Annotated in this window: 7 protein-coding genes; 2 read left to right on the top strand and 5 right to left on the bottom strand. The window is 50.4% G+C overall.

The window, feature by feature from the left end:
* Positions 1-23 precede the first annotated feature (23 nt).
* Entirely contained in the window at positions 24-605 is a 582-nt protein-coding gene (locus tag OQJ98_01385) for a ribonuclease H-like domain-containing protein (protein ID MCW9054618.1), read from the top strand.
* Here the strand turns inward: OQJ98_01385 and OQJ98_01380 are convergent.
* On the bottom strand, positions 602-1,399 hold the full coding sequence (locus tag OQJ98_01380; protein MCW9054617.1) for an undecaprenyl-diphosphate phosphatase: 798 nt from the start codon (positions 1,397-1,399) through the stop codon (positions 602-604). The two genes, OQJ98_01385 and OQJ98_01380, sit on opposite strands and share 4 nt — an antisense overlap.
* A gap of 45 nt (positions 1,400-1,444) precedes the next feature.
* Here OQJ98_01380 and OQJ98_01375 point away from each other — a divergent pair, with 45 nt between their 5' ends.
* Positions 1,445-2,167 (top strand): DsbA family protein, encoded by a 723-nt coding sequence (locus OQJ98_01375; GenBank protein MCW9054616.1) that lies wholly within the window; start codon positions 1,445-1,447, stop codon positions 2,165-2,167.
* A gap of 72 nt (positions 2,168-2,239) precedes the next feature.
* Here the strand turns inward: OQJ98_01375 and OQJ98_01370 are convergent, their stop codons facing one another.
* The 4 genes from OQJ98_01370 to rpoC all read right to left on the bottom strand — a co-directional run bounded on the left by OQJ98_01370 (position 2,240) and on the right by rpoC (position 12,209).
* A complete protein-coding gene (locus tag OQJ98_01370) occupies positions 2,240-5,230 on the bottom strand; it encodes an ATP-dependent helicase (GenBank protein ID MCW9054615.1) in 2,991 nt (996 codons plus the stop codon).
* 136 nt (positions 5,231-5,366) lie between these two features.
* Complete coding sequence (locus OQJ98_01365) at positions 5,367-6,665, bottom strand: sigma-70 family RNA polymerase sigma factor (GenBank protein ID MCW9054614.1); 1,299 nt, start codon at positions 6,663-6,665, stop codon at positions 5,367-5,369.
* 21 nt (positions 6,666-6,686) lie between these two features.
* Entirely contained in the window at positions 6,687-8,417 is a 1,731-nt protein-coding gene (gene dnaG, locus OQJ98_01360) for a DNA primase (protein MCW9054613.1), read from the bottom strand.
* Positions 8,418-8,540: 123 nt separating this feature from the next.
* A complete protein-coding gene (gene rpoC / locus OQJ98_01355; GenBank protein MCW9054612.1) occupies positions 8,541-12,209 on the bottom strand; it encodes a DNA-directed RNA polymerase subunit beta' in 3,669 nt (1,222 codons plus the stop codon).
* Positions 12,210-12,212: the final 3 nt, after the last annotated feature.

Below are 12,212 nucleotides of genomic sequence, written 5' to 3'. Positions count from 1 at the left end.
CGCAGACCAATAACGCTACCGGAATGAGAAAAGTTGTATTTGATATTGAAACTAAAAATACATTCGAAGATGTCGGGAAAGCGGACCCGGCGCTTCTTGATATCTCTATGGTCTGTGTCTACGACTATGAGACCAACGCATACCACTCATACTTACAAGAAGAGTTGCCACAACTCTGGCCACTCCTTGAGCAGACCGACATGCTTATTGGCTACAACTCAGACCATTTTGATATCCCCCTGCTTAATAAGTATTACCACGGTGATCTCACGCGTATTAAGAGCCTCGACCTTCTCAAGGAGATAAAAAACTCACTCGGGAGACGTCTCCGTCTCGACTCTGTCGCTGAAGCAACACTCGGCGTGAAAAAGAGCGGACACGGGCTTGATGCGATCCGCTGGTGGCAACAGGGTGAGATCGACAAGATTCGCCAATATTGCCTCGACGATGTAAAGATTACCAAAGAGGTATACGACTATGCCATGAAGAACGGCAAGCTCCGTTATATGGATTTCTCAGAAAAAAAGAATATCGCACTCGACACGTCAGACTGGGAGAGAGATGAAGACAAGGGCGCAACGATGACGCACTCACTCCCGTTTTAGGCAACAAAATACAATACGAGTACCGCAAGTGCTATGCGGTATATTACGAACACATCAAGTGTGTGGTTCTTGAGATAACGCATCATCAGATGCATCGCAAGGACACCGACAATAAATGCGGTTGCTGCACCGACAGCAAGCGGCCAACCGATTGAGAGGATTCCACCATTTCCACCCAACTCAAGAAGTTTTTTCATCCCAGAACCGAAAATGATTGGAAAACCAAGCATAAAGCCAAAGTGTGCAGCGTCTGTGCGCGAAAGACCAAGGAGGAGTCCTCCCGCAATGGTTGAGCCTGAACGGGACATGCCGGGAATGAGTGCGAGCACTTGGAACATACCAATCCAGAACCCACGCTTCACATTGAGTGTACGCGACTGTTTCGCGAGTCGTTCTGCTACAAAAAAGAATACGGCGCCGAGGATAAGTGTCCACGCGACAAGCTCAGCGCTCCGAAAGGTTGTCTCCATCATGCCCTCAAGCAAAAGCCCAAAGATGATTGCGGGTATCGTTCCAACAACGAGCGCAATGATAAGAATGCGCTCCTCTGTCGGAATAACCCGACCACGCAACCAATTGAACCCGGATACTGCCATCTTCCAGAAATCCCGCCAAAAGTAAAGCAGAATGGCCAGCGAGGTAGCTAATTGGAGCACCGCGTCTATGGAGAGACCATAAAATGTCTCAAGCCCGAGCGCCTCTCTCGCGAGAATAAGGTGCCCCGAAGAAGAAATGGGAAGGAATTCCGTGATTCCTTGTACTGCGCCGAGGATAATTGCTGAGGTAAAATCCATACGTTATGATACACTACATAATACCGTAAATATAAGACTAAGCATATGAATATGGAGGACAAGAAATATACTATACCCGCCGCAATAGTAATCGCGGGTCTTATCATAGCCGGAGCGCTCTACATGGTAAACCAGCCGAGCGACACATCAACCGGCGACACAGAACGAGGGACGGTTGCCGTCCCTGCTGTCTCGGCCGACGACCACATCTTAGGCAACCCGGATGCGAAAGTGGTGATTGTTGAATATTCTGATTTTGAGTGTCCGTTTTGTAAGAATTTTCACTCAACCATGCACGCAATCATGAACGAATACGGTACTGGCGGAGAGGTCGCCTGGGTCTATCGACACTTCCCGATCGTCTCTCGCCACCCTAAGGCGGTCACACAGGCAGAAGCGTCTGAGTGTGCGGCAGAACTCGGCGGCAACCAAGCGTTCTGGGACTTCGCGGATGAGCTCTACCGTACGACCCCCGGAAATAACCAATTTGATCTCACCAAACTCCCCGAGATTGCCACATCAGTAGGGCTTGATGAAGGTGCATTCAATGAATGTCTTGAGAGTGGTCGGTACCGCGAAAAGGTCCAGAGACAGTATGAAGAGGTGGTTGCTGCCGGCGGTCGTGGTACCCCACACAATGTGGTCATTGTTGGCGATCAACAAGCGCCGATTGAAGGAGCGCAGCCAATCGAAGTCATGCGCCGCGTCATCGAGACTCTCCTCGATGACTCAGGGGCACAGAGTATACCCGCAGTGCCTATCCAATAAAGACGGCTCCAGAGAGCCACAAAAAAACGCCAGGGTCATCCTGGCGTTTTTTGTGTATGTCTCAGAGACAAACTACTGCATAAGATCGCGTAGTGCACAGTACTCGCACTCCCCCTTCTTGTGCGCTTCGCAGCGGGTATCCCAAAACGAGAGCGTGAGTATCTCCTGAGAGACTCGCGCAATCTCATCGCGAAGGACCGCAACGTCATCCTCTTCAACAGAAAAGACCTCGCTTGTGTATGTACCATTCGGCTTCGGTTGGATGAAGTCGATTGCGCCGTCCTTCATGGTGTACCTGCCTTCAAGATCAAGCAGAAGCCTGTAGAAAACCAGTTGCCTGAAGTAGTCTCCCGCACCGCGCGCCTTGGTCTTCCCCATCATCTCGTTGCGCGACTTTGGCTTGCCGGTCTTGTAGTCAATAACTCGCACACCATCATCACAGATCTCCATTTTATCGATATCACCTCGCAGACGAAGCTCAGAGAGACCCTCAATCGACAGAGGAAGCGTGGTCTCGATGCGGTACTCGTTGAGCGTCTCTTTGCTCCATGAATCATGCGCGTCAAACCAACCGGAAAGCGCTTCTTCCCCTTTTTTAAGTACATCATCATAGGTACGCCCTGAGAGTGTGGTATGCAGCAACGCATCACGGAACGTTTGCAAAAGAACATCCTTTTTTACTTTCCCTTTTCCGAGCGCATCAAAGAACGCGCGAAGCGCTTGGTGTACCACCGTTCCTAAGATCATGTCTTTTGTCGGTATCTTCGGTATGCGGATAAGGTTACTGTAGAAATACCGCCATGGGCACGCGAGATAGTTATTGAGCGCAGTAACGGAGAGACCTTGTTCGATGAAAAGCTCGCGAAGGTACTCGCCATCAGCAATCGAGAACCCGTCTTGCTCGGGTGATGCGACAAGAAACGTCTCCGGAGGGAGTGCCTCTTCAAACTCTCGGATACTCTCACTTACAACCGCCTTCTCGTCCATCTCTTCAAGAAATATTGAGGGGAGCCGCTCGCTACCACTCAGTGCGCTTGATGCATAACTGATCGCAACTCGCGCCTTCGCCCGCGTGAGTGCAACGTAGAAAAGCCGACGCTCGTCATCGTTATCGCCTTCATCATCGGCACCACGGAGTGGTAGTGAAAACTTGTCCATCTTTCGCTTATTACCCCAGTGTGTGTCCCACGCACCCACAAGGAATACTTGCTCGAACTCAAGCCCTTTGGATCGATGTGCGGTCATGAGACGCACCCCGTGCCCGGCACGCGCTCCGCCTGTTTTTTGTATTGAAATACGATACTCATCGAGCAGATCAAAATGTCGCACCAAATCCCCCAGAGTGTAACTACGCTCACCTAAAGCGAGCATCTCGGTGCTACGCGCCAACCCCGAGAGCTTCTCAATCATCTCGACTGAACGTGTAGTGTTGAGCGCATGAGTAAGAAAACCCGACTCATCAAGAATACGATTGAATACATCCGGAACCGGATCGTTACTCCCCGCCTCAGCCCACTTTGCGAGCCGCTTTGCAAAAACACTCATCTTCTTCGGGTCTGCAACCTTGGCATCTTTGAGTTTCTCCTCATTCAAAAGGAGGTCATGAAGCAGCATGCGTTCACGGCTTGCGTACTTAAGAGCGCGATATACATCGATCGGCGCAAACCCTAAGAAGCGTGCATGGAGGACGCGCGCGAGATACTCGTCGCTCCCGTAGTGTGCAGTGGCGCGAAGCAGCATCACAAATTGCGCGATTGCCGGGTCATCTAGCACATTGCGATTAGATTCGACTGTATGCGGCACTGCTTCGCGCTCAAGTGCTTGCGCAAACACTGCGGCGTCAGCGTTGGTACGATAAAGTATCGCTATCTCCTCCGCAGGAACCCCCTCACCGACAAGCCGGGCTGCTTCACGCGCTACCCACGCAGCTTCATATTGATCCGCAGAGAATACCCGCAATTCGACCGTCGCACCGATCACTCCCGCACAAGAGACAAGCGGCGTGCGCGCTTCTTGCCCGGGAGTTCCTTCCATAAGTGAGTGCGATGCGTCAAGAATGACTTGTCCGGAGCGATACGAGTCTTTAAGCTCCACCAAAAGCGCTTCCGGGTATTTCTTCTTGAAGTAGAGGAAATTCTCAAGCGACGCACCTTGAAAACGAAAGATTGCTTGCTTCTCGTCGCCCACAATGAAGAGGTTGGGGTTGTCATGAAAATCCGCAAGAAGCTCCAACAATCGGTTCTGCGCATCGTTCGCGTCTTGGTGCTCATCGGCAAGCAGATAGTGAAACTCCTCCTGGAGTCGCTGCAATACATCGCGATTTTCCTCAAGACGACGCACCACAACTGAGATCATGTCCTCATAGTCGTAGAGTTTTCGCTCACGAAGCGCTGCCTCGTATGTCTCAAAGACCCGAGCGAGTTCTTTGTTGCGCTCTATACGCTTCTGGGCACGCTGGTGCATCGTCTTCATTTTGCCTTTGTATGTTCCCTTCTCGTTGTAGAGATCATCTTGTGCCCAAAACACCTTCTCCTCTTCCTCGACCCGATCTTTGAACTCTTCCGGTGTGAGGTATTCGCGCTTAAGTGTGCTTATGGCACCGACGATGTCTCGCGTATACGCCACTGGGTCATAAAACGGGCGAATCTCCTTGAGTCCTTCGGTCGACTCAAGAATCTCATGAAGGAGGAGTATTTTATCGATATCAGTGATTGCCTGCGAGCTTACCAAGCGCGGAAAATCGTCCGGATACCGGCCGATCATCGCGTTACAGAATCCGTGGAAAGTGTGGATACCAACCCGATAACCATCTGCCCCGATCATCGAGACGAGGCGTTTGCGCATCGCGGCAACACCCGCTTCCGTAAACGTGAGCGCGAGTATTGATGATGGATCTGCGTCGGTCTGCTTAAGGATGTTTGCAATGCGCAGTGTAAGGATTTGTGTCTTCCCCGTCCCCGGTCCCGCAACAACCATGACAGGTCCTTCAATGGCATCGACCGCCTTTTTCTGCTCAGCGTTGAGCTTTTTATAGAGAGTATTAAATGTCGGCGCGTCGCTCATTAACGGTCATTATATCATGCACCCACTGGACCGCCTGCACCACTACAGTATGCCGATATATCGACTTTACCGAGTCATAAAAACACCAAGACGCAACCCGGTGTTTTAATCACGCAGACTAACGAGTCTGACTGCGTTAGTAATTCTTTAGCTGGTTGGCGCGCTCGTGGGTGCGGATCTTCTCGAGTGCTTTTGCCTCGATCTGACGGATACGTTCGCGGGTAACCCCGAACTCCTTCCCCACCTCTTCAAGTGTATTGTAAATACCGTCTTCAAGCCCATGACGCATCTCAAGGATCTTACGCTCCTTTGGTGAGAGTTCATCGAGCACCTCGCGCATCTGATCAGCCAAGATACGCTGTGAGGCAACCTTATCAGGAGAGAGGATCTTATCGTCAGCAATGAAATCACCAAGTGTTGACTTGTCATCCCCTTCATCCCCAACCGGACTCTCGAGTGAGACAGTATCCTGGTTGATCTTCTCGATATTATGAATCTTCTCAACATCGAGCCCCATCTCCGCCGCCACTTCCTCAGGAAGCGGGTCACGCCCGAGGTCCTGACTCAACTGGCGTACCTTCTGCTTATATTTGGCAATGGTCTCTACCATATGCACCGGAATACGAATGGTGCGCGACTGGTCGGCGAGTGCGCGTGTGATCGCCTGACGGATCCACCACGTTGCGTACGTTGAGAACTTGTAGCCTTTTGTATAATCAAACTTATCAACTGCACGACGTAGGCCAAGGTTGCCTTCCTGGATAAGGTCGAGCAGTGTGAGGTCCGGACTTCGGCCAACATACTTCTTTGCGATTGAGACCACAAGGCGTAGGTTCGCGCGCGCAAGCAGGTTGATTGCCTCCTCATCTCCCTCGGTGATACGCTTTGCGAGCGTGCGCTCTTCTTCTGCGGTAAGGAGCGGGTATTGACCGATCTCGCGTAAATACATCTGAATTGAGTCGTAGGATGAATCGCTACGGCGGTAGATATTCTTCTTATCCAAAACATCATCCTCGACACCCGCCTCAAGAAGTCCGCCACCTTCAAGCACGTCAATGCTTGCGGTCGCAAAGCGTTCATACATCTCCTCGAGAAATAGCACATCTTCTTCGATCTTCGGAAACTCCCTAAGGATCTGGTCGTACGTCACATAACCACGCTCACGACCGCGCATGAGGAGCAATTCTGCTTTCTTCTCCATGTCTGCTGCTGATTTCTTTGTTCGACGAGTGGTCTTCTTCGCTGCTTTCTTTACCGTTTTCTTGGGAGTTGCTTTTCTCTTTGGTGCCACCTTAGCCGCCTTCTTTTTTGCTGCTTTTTTGGATACTTTCTTCACCGCTTTTTTTGGTGTAATTTTCTTTTTCGGTGTTTTCTTGACCGCTTTTTTTGCAGTTTTCTTTGGGGCTTTTTTTACTGCTTTCTTTTTTGTAGCCATATTTTTATATATATTACACCTTTAATATTTTTTGCCAATGAAAGATTTCAACTTATTGGCGATCTCTTGAATCTTCTCTAATAGGCGAGATGATGCTTCAACGTCTCCCGATGACTCTGCCTCCCGGAGTTCCCTTGTGGTCTCCTCAAGCTCACGCTTCGTGGTGCGGTAGGTCAGATGATGTAGTAATTCTTCTATGTCTTCCTTTAGTTGATGTGAGTCGTCGTAGAGAAGTTCTGTTTTGAATATTTGTTGCTGCCTCGTCGCCTCAGTGGCACTCTTTAACTCTTTGAACCGATCTTCACCGACAACCTCCTGAAATTTCTCCTTCAGTCCCGCAAGATCAATCTGCGGCTCAGCAAGCGACTCCTGCCACATAATAATCTGCAAGAGCTTCTCTTCAGCGGTTTCTCGTCGCGGAGTTTCTGTCTTTGTCTCTTGATCTTGTGTGGTCGCCGGCAGTCCTGTTGCGTCGTTGAGAGAACGAGCCATTTCCTCACGAACAATCTCTTCTGAGACTCCGAGTTCTCGTGCAACCTTCTGCAGAAAGTAGGTCTGGTCTATCTTGTTGTGGATCTGCGCGACAAACGGCAACACTGTTTCATGGACGGCTAGTCTGAATTTCCGTTCATTATCACCTTTTGATTCGCGGAGAAGAGTAAGATAAAAATCAACGATGTGTGTTGCCTCACGGATGGCAACTTTCCACATCTCCGGATCCTTAAGGATCGCGTCTGCCGGGTCGACCCCTTCGGGTAGGCGCGCCACCTTTACGTCCATGCCGCGCGCAAGCGCGAGGGTTGCACCGCGCCCTGCAGATGCCACTCCCGCACGATCGGCATCAAAGGCCATTACAATGTTCTTTGATAGGCGTCCGAGAAGCGTGAGTTGTTCAGAGGTGAGCGCAGTCCCTGAGACAGCAACCGTGTTGGTGTATCCTGCCTGATGTGACAAGACAACATCCATCTGCCCTTCAACAAGAACTGAGAAGTTGAACTTCTTAATCCCCCCCTTCGCAAGATCATACCCGAAGAGCGCTTTTGATTTATTGAACAACTCGGTCTCCGGACTGTTAATATACTTCCCTGTCTTCCCGTCATCATACTCAGGAAGGATTCTCCCCGAGAATCCAATGGTGCGTCCTGCACTATCGCGAATCGGAAACATGATTCTGCCGCGAAACGTATCGTAATACCGCGTGCCGTCTGTTGCCTCCGCGCGCTTGAGTAGCCCCGCAGCAATAAGGTCGTCTTCGCTGTAGCCGCTTTGCTTAAGATGATCGTAGAGCGTACGCCACTCATTTTGCGCAAAACCTATCCCGAAGTGAGCAATTGATTTGTCGCTAATGCCACGCGAGGCTACATAGGCGGACGCGGCGTCACTTCGCTTCAGCGTGTGTGTGTAAAACGCACTCGCTTTCTCAAGGATATCGTAGAGTCGTGTGCGTTTATCGCGCACTTCTTTGCTCTCGTGAACCAACTCGACTCCGGCACGCTCAGCAAGGATCTTGAGCGCTCCGGCAAAATCCACACCCTCCATCTTCTCCACAAAAGTGAACACGTCGCCTCCTTGATTTGTCGAAAAGCAGTAGTACATGTCTCGCTCGGGCGAGACGTAGAAAGATGGAGTTTTCTCGTTGCTGAAGGGAGAGAGACCTTTGTAATTCTTGCCCGCCTTCTGCAACTTTACATACACTGATACAACATCAACAATACCGAGTCTTTCTTTGATCTGTTCTACTGGTGATGGCATAACATCTAGACGTCTAGGGTGCGCTCCGTGTAACGCAATCTGTTTTGATAGGCCGACAGATCAGAGCTGGCGGGCTACAAACTTTCAAAAAGGAAAGAACACCGAAACCCTGCGGGCGTGAGACTACGCTTCGTCAATCTCTTCGGTCTGACGGATCTTCTTCTGGAGCTCATCAACCATCTCAAACTTTGGACTGCCGGGGAACCCGGTTCCAGCCGGAATCAGACGACCGATGATAACGTTCTCCTTAAGACCTCTGAGGTGATCAACACTACCACGCGTAGCTGCGTTAATGAGGATACGTGTTGTATTTTGGAAGGAAGCGGCAGAGAGGAAGCTCTTTCGTGAGAGCGACACCTCAGTGATACCAAGGACCAGCGGCTCCGCAGTTGCCGGACTCTTTCCTGCCGCTTTAAGCGCCTCATTCTCGGCAACAAGCTCAGCTTCTTCGATAATATCACCCACAACGAACGATGAATCCCCCTGGCTCTTGATCTTCTGCCGTGAGAACATTTGCTTCACGATAACCTCAATGTGCTTTCGTGAGATGGTTACACCCTGAAGTTCATAAATCTTCGTTGCTTCATTAATGATGTATTTCTGCGCTACCTCCTTGCCGGCATAGGTGAAGAGTTCGGTGATATCGGCAGAGCCATCGGTCATAAGCTGACCTTTCTCGACACGACTCCCTTCTTTGACTGTTGGTGTTCGAAGGTGATGTATCGTATATTCAATGTCTTTCTTCTTGGCAGTCTTACTTCCCTCATCTGGTAGTAGTACAACGATCCTCTCCTTACCTTCTTGCCTGATCTCTGAGACAGTTCCCGAGACATGTGCAATTGCGGCGGAGTTCTTTGGAGATCGTTTCTCAAACACCTCCTCAACTCGTGGAAGTCCATGAGTAATGTCGCCTCCGGCTGAGGCAATACCTCCGGCGTGGAAGGTACGCATCGTCAGCTGTGTTCCCGGCTCACCGATTGCTTGTGCAGCCACAGTTCCGACTGCTTCTCCAAGCTCAACAATTCCGCCATGCGACATGTCGGTCCCGTAACACGCGCGACATACACCATGTCTTGATTTACAGGTCATTGGTGAGCGTACGAACACCTCTTCAGCGCCACCTTCCTCAATCTCACGAGCCTCTTTTGGACCAACGAGGTCTCCCTTCTTGTAGAGCACCTTACCATCTTTGTCGAGGGCGTTCTCTGCAAGATAGCGACCAACAATATCGCGCGCGATAGAGACCTGAATCCCAGAAGCGCTCTCGTGAGTGATGCGCACGCTTTCCTTACTCTTACAATCATCCTCTGAGACAATCGCATCTTGTGCAACGTCGAAGAGTCGTCGGGTCAGATACCCCGCCTTCGCAGTCTGGAGCGCGGTGTCAGTAAGACCTTTTCGCGATCCGTGAGTGGTAATAAAGTACTCAATTGGTGAGAGACCTTCTTTCATAGACGCCACAATCGGGAATTCAATGGTCTCGCCACGCGGGTTCTGAATAAGTCCCTTCATACCGGCCATCTGTGAGAGCTGACTGATCGAACCACGTGCCCCGGAGACAAGCATGTCGTTAATTGAACCATTTGGGTCAAGAGAATCGGGAAGCAGTTTCTCGATATCATTCTTTGCTTGCATCCAGTTTTCTACGGACATACGATGCCGTTCTGTAGTTGAAAGGAGCCCTTCGTTGTACTGAAGAATGATTTCCTCGCTCTTCTTCTTAGCACCAGCAATGATCTCTTTCTTCTTCTCAGGAACAATAAGATCAGAGAGACTCCAGGTGATACCCGAGTACGTCGCATACTTGAATCCAAACGCCTTGATCTTATCAAGAATGTCTGAGATGCCGTCGAGGCCATACTGTTCAATAAGACTATCAACGAGGACTGACATCTTTTTATTGGTCATCTCATCGTTAATGAATGGGTAGTCGCTTGGAAGCACTGAGTTGAAGAGGAGACGTCCAACAGAGGTCTCAAATACCTTTCCGTCAAACTGTTCGTATTTTTTACTGTCAGTTGGGAGAATTTTCACGCGTGCACGGAATCCAACCGCACCAAAGTCGTACGCGGTGATTGCGTTGTTTGGTGTTGGGAAATATTTTCCTTCCCCTCGCTCGCCTTCAACAATCTTGGTCATCCAGTAACAACCAAGAATGATGTCCTGGCGTGGACTCGTGACCACTTCCCCTGAACCCGGTTTAAGAATGTTCTTGTTTGCAGACATGATCTCACGCGCTTCGAGCTGTGCCTCTTCTGAGAGTGGTACATGAACCGCCATCTGGTCACCGTCGAAGTCAGCATTGAATGCCGAACAGACGAGCGGATGAAGTTGGATTGCGTTACCCTCGATAAGCTGCGGACGAAATGCCTGGATACCTTGACGGTGGAGTGTTGGCGCACGGTTAAGAAGCACGTGCTTGTCTTTGATCACATCTTCAAGGATTGCCCACACCTCGGGAATACCATCGTCAATGAGGCGCCCTGCGCCGCGGATGTTATACGCGAGTTCCTTCTGGAGTAGCTGTGAAATAACAAACGGTCGAAAGAGTTCGAGTGCCATATGTTTCGGCAATCCACACTCATCAAGTTTGAGATGAGGACCAACGACAATTACCGAACGACCTGAGTAGTCGACTCGTTTGCCGAGAAGGTTACCGCGGAAGTACCCCTGCTTTCCTTTAAGGTAGTCAGAGAGAGACTTGAGTGGTCGTCGGTGCGACTGACTCATTGCTGAAAATGCCGTGTTGCCGTGGCGGATCGAGTTATCAAGAAGTGCATCAACTGCCTCTTGAAGGATTCTTTTCTCGTTGCGCAATATCACATCAGGCGCATTGATATCAATAAGTTTTTTGAGGCGGTTGTTGCGGTTGATCACGCGACGATACAGGTCGTTAATGTCAGAAGACGCGTGGCGTCCACCCTCAAGAGCAACCATCGGACGAAGCATTGGCGGGATGACCGGAAGTCGTGTCATGAACATCCACTCGGGACGGAGTTCTGCTCCTGCCATCGAGCGGATGAGGCTGAGCCGTTTATTCAATTTGACTCGCTCAACCGCACCGGCTTTCTCAAATCGTTCTTCGAGCGTCTGTGCGAGCTTCCCAAGATCAGTATTCTTAAAGATGTTATAAATCGCTTCCGCGCCAATCTCCGCTTCGAAAAGACCGCCAAATTTCACCGAGTAGGTATGGTAGGTCGCCTCACCAAGGACGATCCCTGTAGCGATTCCTTCGATATCCTTTTTGGTCTGCGTAAAGAGCTCTTTGAGCTTTGTCTTGGTCTTCGCATCAGAGACCGCTTTCACCTTGGTCTTGTATTCGGTATCAAGCTCCTTAAGAAGTCGTCCGCGTTCATTTTCGCTCACCTTGGTGATGATGTATCCGGCGAAGTAAACCACCTTCTCTACATCACTTGCTGAGAGCCCCAAGATAAGAGCGATACGTGACGGGATGCCACGAAGGAACCAGATGTGCGATACCGGGGTTGCCAGCTCGATATGCCCCATACGCTCACGGCGCACGATCGAGCGAGTCACCTCAACACCACACTTCTCACAGACGATACCTTTAAAGCGGATGCCGCGGTATTTACCACAGTAACACTCAAAGTCCTTCTCCGGACCAAAGATCTTCTCGTCAAAGAGTCCGTTCTTCTCTGCGCGTTGTGTACGATAGTTGATGGTCTCAGGCTTGGTCACCTCCCCATGTGACCACTCGAGGATACGATCCGGGCTCGCGAGCCGCAGTGAAATCGTGTCGAAATCTTGCTTTGTGTGTGAATCTTTTTTCATAGG

Source organism: Candidatus Paceibacterota bacterium, assembly GCA_026195275.1.
Lineage (GTDB): Bacteria > Patescibacteriota > Minisyncoccia > Phycocordibacterales > JABMNX01 > JABMNX01.
Note: the sequence above shows the minus strand (reverse complement) of the source record. Positions and strands in the feature narration are given on the sequence as shown.

Coding starts and splice junctions, on each gene's coding strand:
- OQJ98_01385 (MCW9054618.1), top strand. CDS start 24: ATGAGAAAAGTTGTATTTGATATTGAAACTAAAAATACATTCGAAGAT.
- OQJ98_01380 (MCW9054617.1), bottom strand. CDS start 1,399: ATGGATTTTACCTCAGCAATTATCCTCGGCGCAGTACAAGGAATCACG.
- OQJ98_01375 (MCW9054616.1), top strand. CDS start 1,445: ATGAATATGGAGGACAAGAAATATACTATACCCGCCGCAATAGTAATC.
- OQJ98_01370 (MCW9054615.1), bottom strand. CDS start 5,230: ATGAGCGACGCGCCGACATTTAATACTCTCTATAAAAAGCTCAACGCT.
- OQJ98_01365 (MCW9054614.1), bottom strand. CDS start 6,665: ATGGCTACAAAAAAGAAAGCAGTAAAAAAAGCCCCAAAGAAAACTGCA.
- dnaG (MCW9054613.1), bottom strand. CDS start 8,417: ATGCCATCACCAGTAGAACAGATCAAAGAAAGACTCGGTATTGTTGAT.
- rpoC (MCW9054612.1), bottom strand. CDS start 12,209: ATGAAAAAAGATTCACACACAAAGCAAGATTTCGACACGATTTCACTG.